Source organism: Aurantiacibacter zhengii (assembly GCF_003584125.1).
Lineage (GTDB): Bacteria > Pseudomonadota > Alphaproteobacteria > Sphingomonadales > Sphingomonadaceae > Alteraurantiacibacter > Alteraurantiacibacter zhengii.
Genome location: NZ_QXFL01000003.1, coordinates 127,720 through 143,515 on the forward strand (window position 1 = coordinate 127,720; position 15,796 = coordinate 143,515).

Here is a 15,796-nt window from a genome sequence, read left to right on the forward strand (position 1 = left end):
GGCCTTTCACAAGCACCAATCCGGCACTAATCCCTCAACCATGAGCGATAGCGCAAATGCAATTCCAGTGGGCAACCCGTTCACGCTGTTCGACACCTGGTTTGCCGAGGCGAAGGAGGGTGAGCCCAACGATCCCAACGCGATGGCACTGGCCACGGCAACGCCGGACGCCGCGCCTTCGGTGCGCATGGTGCTGCTGAAGGTTCATGACGAAGGCGGCTTCGTGTTTTACACCAACGCGCAGAGCCGCAAGGGCGGCGAGATTCTCGCCAATCCGCAGGCCGCGCTGCTGTTTCACTGGAAGAGCCTGCGCCGTCAGATCCGTATCGAGGGACCGCTGGCCGAGGTGAGTGCGGAAGAGGCTGATACCTACTTCCATTCGCGCCCGTTCGTAAGCCAGGTCGGCTCCGCCGCCAGCGACCAGTCGCGCCCGCTGGATAACCGCGCCACCTACGATGCGCGGGTGGACGAACTGCGCGCCGCATACGAGGATGCAGGCGAAGTGCCGCGTCCGCCGCACTGGACCGGCTTCCGCCTCGATCCGCAGGCTATCGAGTTCTGGCTGGACCGACCGAACCGGCTTCATGAACGCCGCCGCTTCGTGCGTGACGGCACAGGTGGCTGGTCCAGCACGCTGCTTTATCCATGAGCGATACCCGCGCCAATCTTACCCGCAGTGCGGCCATGGCATCCATGGTTACCGCGCTGTTCCTGGGCGCGATCAAGGGCTGGGCGGTCTGGCAGACCAGCTCTACGGCGATGCTCGGCAGCCTGGCGGACACATCGCTGGATTTCGTGGCAAGCATGGCGACGCTGGTGGGCGTGTGGGTGGCAGCGCAGCCGGCTGACGAGGAGCATCGCTTCGGCCACGGCAAGGCCGAATCACTGGCAGCCATGTTTCAGATCATCCTGATCGTCCTTTCCGCCAGTGCGATTGCCTTTCGCGCGGTGCTGCGTCTGGTCGAGGGCGGGGAGACACAGGCAGCCGAGGAGGGGATCATCGTGTCGGTGATCGCCATTCTCGCCACTTTCGCGCTGATCGCCTGGCAGCGGCACGTTATCCGCCGCACAGGGTCGCTCGCGATCAAGACCGACAGCGTCCACTACCAGTCGGACCTGCTGCTGAACCTTGCCGTGATCGCCGCCCTGGTGCTGGACCAGTATCTCGGTTTTTCGAAAGCAGACCCGCTGTTCGGCCTCGCCATTGCGGCGTGGCTGCTCTGGAATGCGTGGCAGGCAGCGACCGAGGCCATCGATCACCTGATGGACCGGGAATGGCCGGAAGAGAAACGCCGTGCTTTCGTGGAAGCCGCGGCGGTACACCCGGAGCTTTCCAATCTGCACGACCTGCGCACCCGCACCAGTGGCAGCCACGAATTCGCGCAGTTCCATGTCGACCTGCCGGGCAGCATGACGGTGGAACAGGCGCACGACATCATCGAGCGGGTGGAGGAAGACCTCTGTGCCCGCTTTCCCGGCCTGGAGTTGCTGATCCACATAGACCCGCTCGGCCACGTGGACGAACCGGACAATCCGCTGGCCGAGACGAACGAGTTCGAACAACTGAAGGATTCGGAATGACCTGCAAGTCGATCCCCTACTGGCATGTCGATGCCTTTGCCGCCAAGCCATTCGCCGGAAACCAGGCGGCCGTGGTGATCGTGGACAGGTGGCCCGACGACGCGACCATGACTGCAATCGCGGCGGAGAACATGTTCGCCGAGACCGCCTTCCTCATCCCCACGCCCGAGGCGCAGGCAGACTATGCGCTGCGCTGGTTCACCCCTACGGTGGAAGTGGCGCTGTGCGGTCACGCCACGCTGGCATCGGGTCATGTCATCCTTGGCAGGAACGAGGGCCGAAACGCGGTGACGTTCTCGACCCGCAAGGCCGGAATTCTCGAGGTGCGCCGGGTGGACGAGGGGTATGAACTGGCCCTGCCTGCCATTACGACCGAGCCGGGCGATTTCCCCGAGGCGGTTGCCCTGCTCGGGGCGGAGCCGATCGAGGTCTGGCGCAATCCCGATGGCTACCACATTTTCCTCTATCCGGACGCAGCAGCGATCCGCGGACTCGATCCGGACCTGCGCGGCCTCGCCAGGTTGGGGGACGCGCAGTTCATCTGCACGGCGCCGGGCAAGGATACGGATGTGATCAGCCGCAATTTCGTGCCCGGGGGCGGGGTGGACGAGGACAGCTTCACCGGCTCCGCCCACGCGGTGCTGACGCCGTTCTGGACGAGGCGATTGGAGCGGGACAGTTTCACCGCCTACCAGGCCTCGCAGCGCGGCGGACATGCCACCTGCAGGCTTGAAGGAGACCGCGCCATCCTGTCCGGCGATTGCGTAACCGTGGTGGAGGGGCGTTTCTACCTCGAGGGGTAAAGCGCCACGATATCCTCCAGCTCTTCCACCAGCCGTTTGCGCTGTTCGTTCTCGGTGTGGCCGAGCCGCACCACGGTCAGCCGCCGGTCCGGGGCGACGATGATGTACTGGCCCAGGTGCCCGATGGCAGCGAAGATGTCCTCGTCCAGTGCGCCGTCGAACAGCGCGCTGCGTTCCTCGCCCGAAGGGTGGTTCAGCCATAGCTGCGCGCCATAGTCCGGCGCGGCAGGGCTGGGGCGGCGCATGAACTCGATCCAGCCGCGCGGAACGATCTGGGCCCCCTTTACCGAACCGTAGTGGCGCAGGAATTCGCCGAACTTCGCCCAGTCGCGGGCGGTCGCCCAGAAGAAGCTGCCGCCCACCAGAGTACCACTGGTATCGTATTCGCCGACGAGCGAATCCATGCCCAGCGGAACGGCCAGGCGCGCATCGACGAACTCCGCCATGGCCTGCTGCCTCGCATCGGGGCTGGTACCGCGCGCGACGGTATCCGTGGCGATGTCGGCGAGAATGACGGAGGTGGCAGTCGAATACTGGAAGTGGCTGCCCGGCTCATGCTCCAGCGGCTGTGCCTCTGCCCAGCCGGACATGTTGTCGCGGCCGTCGAGGAACAGCATGCGCACTTCGGACGATTCGTAGGGAGGATCGCCGCCTTCCTGGTGGCGCAGGCCCGAACGCATCTGCAACAGGTGGCGCAGGGTCACGCCGCTGCGTGGATCACCGGGGCGCTGCCAGTGCGGCACGGGAGCGGGATCATCCAGCCGCAGGCGCCCGTCCGCCACCATCATGCCCAGCAACACGCCGGTGACGGTCTTCGACATGGACCAGCCGGTGTGGCGAATATCGGCATCGTAGCCCTCGCCATAGCGTTCTGCGACGATCTCTCCGCCCTGCAGCACCAAAAGGGCGCGGGTTTCGCCGATATCGTCTGCCGTGAACAGGTCGTCGACCGCGCGCGCCAGGCGTTCGCGCGGCACGCCGGGATCGTCCACCACCACGGCCATCGCCTCTTCCGGCAGGGGCGGCTCAGGGGGTGGGCCCTCCTGCCCGCAGGAGGCCAGCAGGACAATCGGCGCGAGGCAGGCCAGCAGGCCCCAGATCGCACTTGGCGAGCGGGCAGGCTGGCGGCTAGGGGAGAAGCGAAGCGTCATCGGCGCCCACCCTTTCCTGCAGGATCCGGCAAATGGCAACCGCAAAACTGGCTGGCGACAAACGCCGCACCCCGTGGCTCAAGCTGCTCGTCACCGTTGCCCTGATCATCGGCGGCGCGGCGTGGTATTATGGCGACGTGATAAACGGTTACGCGCAGGCGGGGACCAGCTACGCGGCGAAAACCGCCTGCTCGTGCCGGTTCGTCGGCGGACGCGAATTCGGCCAGTGCGGGGATGACCTGATCCCGGGCATGGAGGCCGTGTGGCTGAGCGAGGACGAGGCCGCGCAAAGCGTCACAGCGCGCATCCCGCTAGTCGAAAGCACCACGGCGACCTACCGCGAAGGATACGGCTGCGTGCTGGAACGCTGGGAAGGCTAGGCCTTCTCGGTCCGTTCGATCCAGCCGCCGCCCACCACGCGGTCTTCGGCGTGGATCACGGCTGCCTGGCCGGGCGCCACGCCGAACTCGGGATCGGCAAAGCGGATAGTCACTTCCGCGCCTTCGCCCAGCGGCCCTTCCAGCGTGACCGGCACGGGCGCCGCCATGGAACGCACCTTCGCCGTCAGCGGGACATCGGGCAGCGGGCCGATACGGTTGGTCTCGATCACCAGTGCCGCCTGCACCGCCAGCATCCGGCGCGGACCCACCAGCACCCGAGCGGCATCGGGATCGAGGCCGACGACATACAGCGGTTCCGGCTGGCCACCGATTTCCAGTCCGCGGCGCTGACCCACCGTGTAGTGGATGATGCCGGGGTGCTGGCCCAGCACGTCTCCCGTTTCGGCATGAACGATGTCACCGGCGCGCCCGCCCTCGGGGCGCATGGCTTTCACGATCTTGGCGTAGTCGCCATCGGGCACGAAGCAGATATCCTGGCTGTCGGGCTTGTTCGCCACCACCAGTCCGAATTCCTCGGCGATGGCGCGAACCTCGCTCTTGGGCAGGCCGCCCAGCGGGAAGCGCAGGAAATCGAGCTGCTGCTGCGTCGTAGCATAAAGGAAATACGACTGGTCGCGCGCCGGATCGAGCGCGCGGTGCAGTTGCGGCCCGTGCTCTGTCGGCACACGGCGCACGTAGTGCCCTGTCGCAAGGCAATCCGCGCCAAGTTCCTTCGCCATGCGCAGGAGGTCGGTGAATTTCGGGCCCATGTTGCAACGGATGCAGGGGATTGGCGTTCGCCCGGCGAGATATTCGTCGGCAAAGGTCTCCACAACTTCCTCGCGGAACGAGCTTTCGTGGTCGAACACATAGTGCGCGATGCCGAGGCGATCGGCCACCATCTGCGCATCGCGAATGTCGTCGCCCGCGCAGCAGGCGCCCTTACGCCCTGTCGCGGCACCGTAATCGTAGAGCTGCAGCGTGATGCCCACCACCTCCGCGCCGCTGCGGGCGGCCAGCGCGGCAACGACGGAGGAATCCACGCCGCCCGACATGGCCACGACGATGCGGCACTCGGACGCAGGACGCGGCAGGTCGAAAAGCTGCTCGGCATTAACCGAAGCGGGAAGGTCTGCAGTGCGGGACATTATGGCTGCGCCCATACACGAGCGGGTGCCACGGCAAAACCCCGCATCCATCCTTCAAGGTTCGGTTAAGGCGCGCTTTACCGGTTCTTGACGGTTCCTGGATTATGGAGTGCCTTCATGTTCGAAGGTAATCCCATCCCCGCGCCCGACTCGCGCAGTTCCGCCGCTGGCGACACCGCGGAAAACCCGCTGTGCGAGCTGAACTGGGCTGACCTGACCGCCCGCCTTGCGGCTGCGCGCGAGCTGCGTGCGGAGCTGGCGATAACCGATGATCGCGTGCTCGCCAGCTTCGATGCGGAATCGGCGCGGCACCTGGCATCGCAGCCCGGTGGCTTCGGGCATGGCTACGACCAACGTGATGTTAACCCTGATGATTTAGGCAATTGCAAAGGCCGTTCGGCAAAACACTTTTCACGCGCTGACCGCGATACGGCCACCCGAGGAAATACATGATCGAGAACCAGAAAATCCGTCCAGCGCAGGTCATCGGCCCTCTCGGAGAGCCGCTGACCGTCGACGACCTTCCTTCGCCGAAGACGAAGCGCTGGGTCGTGCGCCGCAAGGCAGAGGTTGTCGCTGCGGTCAACGGCGGCCTGCTGACCATCGACGAGGTGCTGGAGCGGTACAATCTCACGCTCGAGGAATTTGCCGGCTGGCAGCGCGCTGTCGACCGTTCCGGCATGCAGGGCCTGCGCGTCACCCGCATCCAGCATTACCGCGACCTATACGAGCGGCAGCTGAAATATTGACCACGAAAAGCGCGTAAATCTCCCGTTTTGCGGGAGTTTTACGCTTCATCGCGCATTTCGCCCGGAACGTCGCCCACGTGGCGGCGTTTTCTCTTTCGTATCCCCGCTCAAGGGGGACTCTCGAAGGAGGAATATAATGGGTTGGATTATCGCACTTATCGTGGGCGGCATCGCCGGCTGGCTGGCCAGCATGGTGATGAATCGCAATGCGTCCATGGGCATTTTCTGGAACATCGTCGTGGGCTGCATCGGCTCGATCATCGGCAATCTCATCGCCGGTCCGTTGCTCGGCGTGAGCGGCAGTGTGCAGGAATTCTCGCTGACGGGCCTGATCATCGCGATTGTCGGCGCCATCGTGCTGCTGGCCATCGTCAACCTGGTCCAGCGTGGACGGGTGCGCTAACCCGCACGCGACTACAAAATGATACAATTTGCCCAAAGGGGCGGAAGGCCAAGGCTTTCCGCCCCTTTGACGCATCTGGACGGTGACATTTCATCGGACACCATCGGACCTTGGCAGAGGCCCGCATTGCGCGCCGCATCATTAAGGGGCTATGGCGCGCGGGCACGGCCATAGGGGCCGCTCGCGCGGGTCGCACCCCTGTGATACTCTTCCCGCGCCGCCAGATAGAGGCAATACGCCGATGAATTATGAGACACGTGTCGACATGAGCGATACCGAAGATCGCAAGGTGCCGGACGCCGAGCCGGGCAGCGAGGATTCGCGTCAGCGCCGCAAGAAGATGTGGATCGTGCTTGCAATCCTGGTCGCCGGCGCGATCATCGCCGCCCTGTTGCTGTCCGGCGGCGAGGAAGAAGCGCCTTTCGCCGCGACGGACGGTGCGACTACGCCTGCCGTAACGGTCCTGGCGCCGGGTGCGGGCACGTTGCAGGGCGTAATCAATGCGACCGGCACCCTGGCTGCGCGCCGCGAAATGCCCATCGGCGTTGTCGGCGAAGGTGGCCGCGTGGTCTCCGTGACGGTGGAACCGGGCGACTGGGTGAATGCGGGCCAAGTGCTCGCCGTGATCGACCGTTCGGTGCAGAGCCAGCAGGAATCGGCCCAGAGCGCGCAGATCGAAGTGGCGCAGGCCGATGCCGAGCTGGCGCAGGCCAATCTCGACCGCGCCCTGCAACTGGTGGAGCGCGGCTTCATCAGCCAGGCCGATATCGACCGCCTTACCGCCACGCGCGATGCCGCCGTGGCCCGCGTGCAGGTAGCCCGTGCGCAATTGGGCGAACGCCGTGCGCGCAACGCCCAGCTCAACATCGTCGCCCCGGCCGCAGGCCTGGTGCTTACCCGTAATGTAGAGCCGGGCCAGGTCGTCAGCCCCGGCTCCGGCACGCTGTTCAGCATCGCCCGCGGGGGCGAGATGGAACTGCTCGCCCGGATCGGGGAGGCAGAGCTCGACGCGATCGATGTCGGCACGCAGGGCACGGTGACCCCGGTGGGCACCGAACAGCAGTTCACCTGCAGCGTGTGGCAGAAATCGCCGGTCATCGACGAACAGACGCGGCAGGGCACGGCCCGCTGCGCGCTCAGCTACGATTCGGCCCTGCGCCCCGGCGGCTTTGCCAGCATCGAACTTGCCAGCGAGACGGTGGTTGCTCCGCGCCTGCCCGAAAGCGCGATCCTTTCCGACGATCGCGGCAGCTATGTCTACATCGTCGATTCCGACAACAAGGTTGTGCGCCGCCCCATCGAAGTGGGCTCGATCAGCGATGAAGGCATCGTTGTCGCCTCCGGCCTGCAGGGTAACGAGCGCGTGGTGCTGCGCGCCGGCGGCTTCCTGACCGAGGGTGAGCAGGTGCGACCGGTCACCCAGGGCGAAAGCTGAGCAGCCCGATGGATTTCTCGCAGATCTCTGCCTGGTCGATCCGCAACCCGATCGTCCCCATACTGGCCTTCGTCGGGCTGATGCTGGCCGGCATTTTCGCCTTCCAGGACATGGAAGTGCAGAACCAGCCGGATATCGAATTCCCGGTAGTGATCATCTCCATCTCGCAACCCGGCGCGGCTCCGCCGGAAGTCGAGAACCAGATCACCCAGCGCGTGGAATCCGCGGTCCAGACGCTGGACGGCGTGGAAACCATTCGCTCGACCGCGAACGAGGGTAATTCCCAGACCGTCATCGAATTCGCCATCGGCACCGACATCGCCGAAGCCACCAACGAGGTGAAGAGCGAGATCGACAACATCCGCGGTGAGCTGCCGGACGGCATCCTCGAGCCGCGCGTATTCAAGCAGCAGACCAGTTCGCAGCCCATCGTCTCGTTCGGTGTTGCCGCGGACGACATGACGCTGGAGCAGCTGAGCTGGTTCATCGACGACACTGTCACCAAGCAGTTGCTGACCGTCGAAGGGCTGGCCGAGGTTACCCGCAGCGGCGGGGTCGATCGCGAAATCCTCGTCATTCTGGATCCGGGCCGGATGCAGTCCCTGGGGGTCACCGCCAGCCAGGTGAACGCCGCCCTGCGCCAGCTCAATATCAACGCAGCCGGCGGACAGGCGGAAATCGCCGGATCGCGCCAGTCGGTGCGCGTGCTGGGCAATGCGGAAGATGCCTACGAACTGTCGCAGGCGCAGATCGCGCTGGGTGGCGGCCGGACGGTAAAGCTTGCCGATATCGCCACTGTCCGAGACTCCTACGGCGAGATCAGGACGCTCGCGAAACTCAACGGCAAGCAGGTCGTCACCTTCTCGATTACCCGCGCGCGCGGGGAAAGCGACGTCAGCGTCTACGATGATGCGGTGGAAGTGCTGCAAGAGATCGAGGAAGCCAACCCCGGCGTTACCTTCACCCGCCTGTTCACCGAAGTGGACTACACTCGCAGCGAATACGAAAGCTCGATGGCGCTGCTGGTGGAAGGGGCGCTGCTGGCCGTCGTCGTGGTGTTCCTGTTCCTGCGTGACTGGCGCGCGACGATCATCGCCGCGCTGGCCATCCCGCTTTCCGCCATTCCCACCTTTTGGTTCATCGACATGTTCGGCTTCACGCTGAACACCATGTCCCTGCTCGCACTCGGTCTGGTGGCCGGTGTCCTTGTCGACGATGCCATCGTGGAGATCGAGAACATCGTGCGCCATATGCGCATGGGCAAGAGCGCCTACCAGGCATCGATCGATGCTGCCGACGAGATCGGCCTGCCGGTGGTGGCGACCACCTTCTGTATCGTGGCCGTATTCCTGCCGGTGGCGCTGATGCCGGGCATTTCGGGCGAATTCTTCAAGAATTTCGGCCTGACCGTGGTTGCCGCCGTGCTCGTCAGCCTGGCGGTCGCGCGCATGATCACGCCAATGGCAGCGGCCTACTTCCTAAAGGCCAAGGGGCACGCGGAGCACGGCGAAGGCCGCGCAATGGACACCTACATGCGGGTGCTGCGCTGGTCGCTGGACACGACCACGTTCAACAGGAAGCGGGCCGAATACGGTTACGTCCAAACGCGCTGGTTCTATCACCTGCTCGCCCTTTTCACCGGCTTCTTCGTGCTGCTGGTGCTGCCTCCGTTGATCGGCGCAGCCTTTGGGGGCGGCGAGGCTGCGCAAGGCGCGGCTGCGGCGGCTGAGGCGGAACAGGCCATTGCGCTGCCGTCGGTCGGAACGCTGGCCCTGCTGGCGCTGCCTGCCTACGTCCTGGGCGGACTGATCAACATGGGGATTGGCCTTGTCATCGGCCGTCTCAGCGGTTTCTCCAGCCAATTCAGCCAGCGTGCGCGCTTCATGGCGGCGCGCTTCCTGGATCACCGCGTGTGGATGATGCTGATCGGGTTCGTGGCACTGATCTTTACCGTGGTCGTTGCTGGCAGCATCCCGCAGCAGTTTTTCCCCGATGGCGACAGCGACTTCTCGCGCGTATCGATCGCCATGGTGCCCGGTACCACGCTGGAACAGACCGAAGAGGTGGTGGACCGCATCTCCGCGCGCCTGAGCGAGGAGCAGGAAGTAGCCTTGGCGCTCGGCATCGCGAACGAGGGATCAGGCCGTATCAGCCTGGTTTTCCGTGACGACCGCGAGCGCACCAGCCTGGATTTCGAGCGGGAACTGACACCAGTGCTGCAGGACATTCCGGACGCGCGCGTCAATTTCCAGAACAACCAGGGCGGAGGCGGCGGCACGGGCCGTGCCATTTCGATCATGCTGTCGGGTTCCGATCCGGAATTGCTGTATGACACGGCGGCTGTCTTGGTGGACCAGATGGAAACCGTCGAAGGGGCCGTGGCGCCGCGCATCGATTACGATCTCCAGCGGCCAGAGCTGATCATCGAGCCGCGCGAAGACCTTGCCTCCAGCCTTGGTGTCACCACCAGCGCGCTCAGCCAGGCGATCCGCATCGCGACGTTGGGTGATATCGACCAGAACGCCGCCAAGTTCTCGCTTTCCGATCGCCAGATCCCCATCCGCGTCAGGCTGGCAGAGAACGACCGGCGCAGCCTTTCCACTATCGAGAACCTGCCGGTTCCCACGGCGACCGGCGGCTCGGTCCCGCTCAGCCGCGTGGCCGAAATCTCGCTGGGCATGGGGCCGACCTCGATCCAGCGCTACAACCAGGCGCGCCGCGTCTTCGTAGGGGTTGACGTTGCGCCCGGTGTTGCGCGCGGCACCGTCCTGGATGCAATCAACGCGCTGCCCATCATGACCGACCTCCCCACCGGCGTTTCCAACGCGCCGGTCGGCGCGGACGAGTGGCAGGCCGATCTCATCAACAATTTCATCACCGCCGTGATTACCGGCCTGTTGCTGGTCTTTGCGGTGCTGGTCCTGCTCTACCGGCGGGTCGTCTCGCCGCTGGTGAACATGAGTTCGCTGTTGCTGGCACCCCTGGGCGGGTTCCTGGCGCTGGTGATTGCCGGCGTCGTTACCACAGGCCAGCCGCTTCCCATCTCGTTGCCGGTCTTCATCGGCATGCTGATGCTGCTGGGGATCGTGGCGAAGAACTCGATCCTGCTGATCGACTTCGCAATTGAATCGATGGACGCCGGTACGGAAAAGCTCGCGGCGATCATCGATGCGGGTCACAAGCGCGCACAGCCTATCGTCATGACCACCGTCGCCATGACGGCGGGGATGGTTCCGACCGCGCTCTCCCTGTCGGGCGATGGCGCATTCCGTCAACCGATGGGCATCGTGGTGATCGGCGGCCTGATCCTGTCCACCTTCCTCACCCTGCTGATCGTTCCAGCCGGTTTCAGCCTGGCGGACGGCCTGGAGAAAAAGCTTGGCCCCTGGCTGCGTGACCGCCTGCTGACCTACAAGCCGGGCGACGAGCGCCCTTCGGCGGCGGAGACCCAGCCTGCGGAGTAAGGGCGACCTGACGATGCAGGGCGGCGCTGCTTTGCCGCCCGACCGGGCGCGCCGCATGCGCATCACCGCAGCGCTGCTGCTGGTGGCGATGGCGGCGATCTTCCTGCTCGCCCACAACATGCTGACGGTCCATCCGGCCTGGGGCTATGTCCATGCCTTTGCCGAGGCCGCGATGGTGGGCGGGCTGGCCGACTGGTTCGCGGTTACGGCGCTGTTCCGTCACCCGCTGGGCATTCCCATTCCCCACACCGCAATAATTCCCGAGAACAAGGACAGGATTGCCGATACGATGGCGCAGTTCCTGCGCTCAAACTTCCTCACCCCGGTCGTGGTGGCGCGGCGCATGCGCGACATGAACGTGGCGAAGGCCGCAGCCGATTTCCTGGTGAAGCGCGGCGACGACACCGAGGGGCGTTTGCGCGCTGGCGCGGCGGGCCTGTTCGTCGAACTGCTCGAATCGCTCGACCCGGAAAGGCTGGGGCTGCAGGTAAAGGCGGGCCTGGCGCGGCAGGCGGAGAAGCTGGATGTCGCGCCATTGCTGGGCAAGATGCTGGAAGCCGCGATTGCCGACAACCGCCACCGTCCGCTGATGGATTCGATGATCCGCTGGGCCGGCCTGACACTGGAAGACAACGAGGACATGGTCCGCGACATGGTGCAGGAGCGCGCCAATTCGATCATTCGCTGGACCGGCCTCGACGGACGTTTGGCCAACTCGGTACTCGATGGCCTGTACCGCCTGCTTGCCGAGATCCTGGTCAATCCGGACCATCCGCTGCGCGCCAAGGTGCAGGAAGGGCTGGAGAAGCTCGCGCGCGACCTGCAGCATGATCCCGAAACCCGCGCCAAGGTGGAGCGGATGAAGGTCGACCTTCTCAACAATCCCGCTGTGGCAGACTGGTGGATGGGCGTGTGGGAGCGCCTGCGCCGTTCGCTGATCGACAATATCCGCAATCCCGACAAGCAGATAAGCGGCGAAGTCGGTCATTCGCTGGCCGAGCTGGGCAAGACCCTGCAGGGTGACCCGGCCCTGCAATTGCAAGTGAACCGCTTCGCCCGGCGCACGCTGGTGGGCGTGGTCAACCGTTATGGCGAGCAGATCGTCAGCCTGGTGTCGACGACGGTGAAGAGCTGGGATGCCAGCACCATCACCATGCGCATCGAACGCGCCGTGGGCCGCGACCTGCAATTCATCCGCATCAACGGCACCCTGGTGGGTGGGCTGGTGGGCCTGACCATCCATTTCCTCACCGAGGTGCTGTGAGGCCGGTCGCGCCGGGCGAACCTCCAGGTCAGCCCGCGCTGCTGACCGAGCGGCTCGAGCTATGGATGCCGCAAGTAAGCGACCTCCAGCCCATGTTCCGGATCATCTGCGAGGAGACGACCGCGCGCTACCTCGGCGGACAGCCCACGCTGGAGGACCATTTCATGCGCTTCACCCGCAATGCGGGATCGTGGCACCTCTATGGCTACGGCATGTTCATGGTGCGAGAGCGGGGCGGCGACGGTTCGCTGCTGGGCAATTGCGGCATATTCCACTCGCTGCGGGGCATGGGAACGGATTTCGACAATCGCCCGGAAGCAGGCTGGATCATCCGCCACGACGCCACCGGCAAGGGCTATGCCGAGGAGGCGATGCGCGCGATCCTCGACTCGTTCGATGAAAGGTTTGCGCGCGAACTGATGTGCCTGATCGTGCAGGGCAACGTCGTATCGATGAAACTGGCCGACAAGCTGGGGTTCGAGGCGCTGCGCGAGGCAGAGATGCGCGATGGCTCGCAAGTGCAGCTCTATCGCCGTCCGCCTGCCAGACGCGCGCCCTAGCCAATCCGGCTAGTCGCGCGCGCGGTAGTTCCTGCCATCCGCGCCGGGCCAGTTCGTCAGGCTCCTCGTCCGGAAAACTATGTTGGTGTACAAGGTGCTGGCGACCGGGTTTCCGTTCACGTCCATTGCAGTTGTGAACTCGCCGCTGTCGCGGATGGTCTCGCACACGGCTTCACGAAGCATGCGCGGCGTCAAGCCGTCGCCTGCGTGGCAATGCGCCAATGTGCCGGTGTCGTCGATCACAAGGCGGATCGGCAAGTTGCCCTCCAGCATGCCGCGACGCTGACGCATCGCCATGCCATATGCCTGGCCGAGCGTGGGGCTCAGTGCGCCGGAATTTACTAGGGCGGCATCGCGCCGCAGATCCCGCTGCGGATCGACACCGAGCCGGGCCAGTTGTTCCATCCCGCATTGCTGCAGCGCATCGAGCGCAAGATCGATGCGACCGGTGCGCAGGACAACGGCATCGCCATCGTCGTTCTGGGCGATGAAATAGTGCGTATCGCGCGCAAGCACGGCTTCCGTCGGCGCGGCGAAGCCGCCAGCGGGGAAGGGCTGTCCGGCGAAGAACACGCCTTCGCGGTCTCCTGCCGATGCCGAACCGATAAAGACGAATTCTGCCAGCCCGCCGCGACCCGGCAGGAAGCCCGCCTGTAGACGCTCTTCCGGTTCGAAGTCCCCGCCAACCAGTGCGAACTCGACAGGCATGCGCCCCTCAAGCCGTTTCATCACCAAGGTCACGTGACTGTCGCCCAGCCGGAACTCCCGCTGGACTGCGCAGCCATCCAGCGCCGGCGTCAGCGACCAGGAGCCATCCGGCATGTGGATTGCTTCGCTATCGATCAGCGCCTGTGTTTCAGGCGTGACCGGGTGCAATTCAGCCTGCGCCGCAGCGGGCGACGCAAACAACGCGGTTATGGCAAAAGCTATGGGATACGAACGCAAGAAGGGCCTCCACCCGCGAACATACGGGGGAGGCCCTGCTTGTCAAATACTGGAAAAGCCTAGAGCTTCTCGGTCAGTTCCGGAACGGCGTTGAACAGGTCTGCCACAAGGCCGATGTCCGCCACCTGGAAGATCGGAGCGTCGGGGTCCTTGTTGATGGCGACGATGGTCTTGGAGTCCTTCATCCCGGCAAGGTGCTGGATCGCGCCCGAGATGCCGATGGCGATGTAGACTTCGGGTGCCACGATCTTGCCGGTCTGCCCGACCTGGTAATCGTTGGGCACGTAGCCTGCATCCACCGCGGCACGACTGGCGCCGATGGCAGCGCCCAGCTTGTCGGCCAGCGGGGTGATGTACTGCTCGAACGTCTCGCTGTCCTTCAGGGCGCGGCCGCCGGAAACGACGATGCCTGCGCTGGTCAGTTCGGGACGGTCGCTCTTCACCGCGTCCAGCTTCACGAACTCGCTGGCACCCGCATCGCCGGGGCCGCTCGCGGCCTCGGTGCTGGCGGAGCCGCCCGTTGCCTCGGCCTTGTCGAAGGCCGTGGTGCGCACGGTAATCACCAGCTTGGGATCGCTGCTTTCGACCGTGGCGATGGCGTTGCCGGCATAGATCGGGCGGGTGAAGGTCTTGGGGCCTTCAACGCTGATGATGTCGGACACCTGCATTACGTCGAGCAAGGCAGCGACGCGCGGCAGCACGTTCTTGCCGGTAGTGGTCGCAGGCGCCAGCACGGCGTCGTAGCCGTCCATCAGGCCGGCAATCAACGGCGCGAGGTTTTCGGCGAGGCCATTGGCGTAGGCAGCATCATCGGCCACCAGCACCTTCTCGACCCCCGCGATGGCGGCGTGGGCATCGCCTGCGGCGGTGGCGAGCACGTGCACCGGGCCGCCGAGTGCGGCAGCGGCGGTGACGGTGGCGAGGGTGGCATCGGAGACAGAATCGCCGTGCGGTTCAGCAAATACGAGCGTCGTCATCAGGCAACTCCCATGGATTTGAGCTTGGCGACCAGCGCGTCCACGTCTTCCACGATCTCGCCCGCCTGGCGGACCGGCGGTTCGGAGACATTGGTAGTGGTGAGGCGCGGGGCCACGTCGACGCCGTAATCGGCGGGCGTCTTGGTATCGAGGGGCTTCTTCTTCGCCTTCATGATGTTGGGCAACGAAGCGTAGCGCGGCTCGTTCAGACGAAGGTCGGTGGTGACGATGGCGGGCAGCGTCAGCTTCACCGTTTCGAGCCCGCCGTCCACTTCGCGGGTGACCGAAACGCTGTCGCCGTCGATCTCTACCTTGCTGGCGAAGGTGCCCTGCGGGCGCTCCATCAGTGCGGCGAGCATCTGGCCGGTCTGGTTGCTGTCATCGTCAATCGCCTGCTTGCCCAGCATCACGATGCCGGGCTCTTCCTCGGCGGCGATCGCCTTCAAAATCTTGGCAACCGCCAGCGGCTCGACCAGTTCGTCGGTCTCTACCAGGATCGCGCGGTCTGCGCCCATGGCGAGCGCGGTGCGCAGCGTTTCCTGCGCCTTGGCCGGGCCGACGGAGACTGCGACCACTTCTTCGGCCTTGCCCGCTTCCTTCAGCCGCAGCGCTTCTTCGACCGCGATCTCGTCGAACGGGTTCATGCTCATCTTCACGTTGGCAAGATCAACACCGGACCCGTCGCTCTTCACGCGCGGCTTAACATTGTAATCAATCACCCGTTTCACGGGCACGAGGATCTTCATAGGAATCGGCCTCTCATCGGTTTCGCGTTCTGCCGAATATGTAAGGTGCCTGACGTATAGGTCAAGCAACGCTTTTCAGCAGGTCTACGCCATCAACAGTAGCGCCTAGCCTGTGTTCCCCCCGAACGGAAGAGGGCCTTTACGGTATGGCTGCCCCTATCCCGGACACGATGCGCCGTCGGGCAAGCTG

Annotated in this window: 16 protein-coding genes; 11 read left to right on the top strand and 5 right to left on the bottom strand. The window is 64.8% G+C overall.

Annotated features, from left to right (window positions below):
* Positions 1-40: 40 nt before the first annotated feature.
* The 3 genes from pdxH to D2V07_RS07740 are packed head-to-tail and all read left to right on the top strand — an operon-like array spanning position 41 to position 2,384.
* Complete coding sequence (gene pdxH, locus D2V07_RS07730) at positions 41-649, top strand: pyridoxamine 5'-phosphate oxidase (protein ID WP_119586392.1); 609 nt, start codon at positions 41-43, stop codon at positions 647-649.
* Positions 646-1,581, top strand: a complete 936-nt coding sequence (locus D2V07_RS07735; protein WP_119586394.1) for a cation diffusion facilitator family transporter — start codon at positions 646-648, stop codon at positions 1,579-1,581. The genes pdxH and D2V07_RS07735 overlap by 4 nt, the downstream gene beginning before the upstream one ends.
* A complete protein-coding gene (locus tag D2V07_RS07740; RefSeq protein WP_119586396.1) occupies positions 1,578-2,384 on the top strand; it encodes a PhzF family phenazine biosynthesis protein in 807 nt (268 codons plus the stop codon). The genes D2V07_RS07735 and D2V07_RS07740 overlap by 4 nt, the downstream gene beginning before the upstream one ends.
* Here D2V07_RS07740 and D2V07_RS07745 read toward each other — a convergent pair.
* Positions 2,369-3,535, bottom strand: coding sequence for a serine hydrolase domain-containing protein (locus D2V07_RS07745; protein WP_119586398.1), 1,167 nt, complete (start codon positions 3,533-3,535; stop codon positions 2,369-2,371). The two genes, D2V07_RS07740 and D2V07_RS07745, sit on opposite strands and share 16 nt — an antisense overlap.
* Positions 3,536-3,567: 32 nt before the next feature.
* Between D2V07_RS07745 and D2V07_RS07750 the strand changes: the two genes are divergently transcribed.
* Positions 3,568-3,915, top strand: coding sequence for a hypothetical protein (locus D2V07_RS07750; RefSeq protein WP_233548300.1), 348 nt, complete (start codon positions 3,568-3,570; stop codon positions 3,913-3,915).
* On the opposite strand, the gene mnmA is transcribed toward D2V07_RS07750, so the two are convergent.
* Positions 3,912-5,063: a tRNA 2-thiouridine(34) synthase MnmA gene (mnmA, locus tag D2V07_RS07755; RefSeq protein WP_199698750.1), complete on the bottom strand. Its 1,152-nt coding sequence runs from the start codon at positions 5,061-5,063 to the stop codon at positions 3,912-3,914. The two genes, D2V07_RS07750 and mnmA, sit on opposite strands and share 4 nt — an antisense overlap.
* 117 nt (positions 5,064-5,180) lie before the next feature.
* Between mnmA and D2V07_RS07760 the strand changes: the two genes are divergently transcribed.
* From D2V07_RS07760 to D2V07_RS07790, 7 genes are all read left to right on the top strand, one after another.
* Positions 5,181-5,516, top strand: a complete 336-nt coding sequence (locus D2V07_RS07760; protein WP_119586402.1) for a hypothetical protein — start codon at positions 5,181-5,183, stop codon at positions 5,514-5,516.
* Positions 5,513-5,812 carry a CtrA inhibitor SciP gene (sciP, locus tag D2V07_RS07765; RefSeq protein ID WP_119586403.1) on the top strand — a complete coding sequence of 100 codons (300 nt, stop codon included), beginning with the start codon at positions 5,513-5,515 and terminating at the stop codon, positions 5,810-5,812. Before D2V07_RS07760 ends, sciP begins: the two co-directional genes overlap by 4 nt.
* Positions 5,813-5,948: 136 nt before the next feature.
* A complete protein-coding gene (locus D2V07_RS07770; RefSeq protein WP_119586405.1) occupies positions 5,949-6,215 on the top strand; it encodes a GlsB/YeaQ/YmgE family stress response membrane protein in 267 nt (88 codons plus the stop codon).
* A 241-nt stretch (positions 6,216-6,456) separates the two neighbouring features.
* A complete protein-coding gene (locus D2V07_RS07775; protein WP_233548301.1) occupies positions 6,457-7,650 on the top strand; it encodes an efflux RND transporter periplasmic adaptor subunit in 1,194 nt (397 codons plus the stop codon).
* Between the two features lie 8 nt (positions 7,651-7,658).
* Positions 7,659-11,114, top strand: coding sequence for an efflux RND transporter permease subunit (locus tag D2V07_RS07780; protein ID WP_119586407.1), 3,456 nt, complete (start codon positions 7,659-7,661; stop codon positions 11,112-11,114).
* Between the two features lie 13 nt (positions 11,115-11,127).
* On the top strand, positions 11,128-12,378 hold the full coding sequence (locus D2V07_RS07785) for a DUF445 domain-containing protein (RefSeq protein WP_233548302.1): 1,251 nt from the start codon (positions 11,128-11,130) through the stop codon (positions 12,376-12,378).
* Positions 12,375-12,938 carry a GNAT family N-acetyltransferase gene (locus tag D2V07_RS07790; RefSeq protein ID WP_119586411.1) on the top strand — a complete coding sequence of 188 codons (564 nt, stop codon included), beginning with the start codon at positions 12,375-12,377 and terminating at the stop codon, positions 12,936-12,938. Before D2V07_RS07785 ends, D2V07_RS07790 begins: the two co-directional genes overlap by 4 nt.
* Before the next feature lie 9 nt (positions 12,939-12,947).
* On the opposite strand, the gene D2V07_RS07795 is transcribed toward D2V07_RS07790, so the two are convergent.
* The 3 genes from D2V07_RS07795 to D2V07_RS07805 form a co-directional block, all read right to left on the bottom strand.
* On the bottom strand, positions 12,948-13,847 hold the full coding sequence (locus tag D2V07_RS07795) for an energy transducer TonB (RefSeq protein ID WP_119586413.1): 900 nt from the start codon (positions 13,845-13,847) through the stop codon (positions 12,948-12,950).
* 95 nt (positions 13,848-13,942) lie between these two features.
* Positions 13,943-14,860 carry an electron transfer flavoprotein subunit alpha/FixB family protein gene (locus tag D2V07_RS07800; RefSeq protein ID WP_119586415.1) on the bottom strand — a complete coding sequence of 306 codons (918 nt, stop codon included), beginning with the start codon at positions 14,858-14,860 and terminating at the stop codon, positions 13,943-13,945.
* A complete protein-coding gene (locus D2V07_RS07805) occupies positions 14,860-15,606 on the bottom strand; it encodes an electron transfer flavoprotein subunit beta/FixA family protein (RefSeq protein WP_119586417.1) in 747 nt (248 codons plus the stop codon). Before D2V07_RS07805 ends, D2V07_RS07800 begins: the two co-directional genes overlap by 1 nt.
* Between the last annotated feature and the right edge of the window lie 190 nt (positions 15,607-15,796).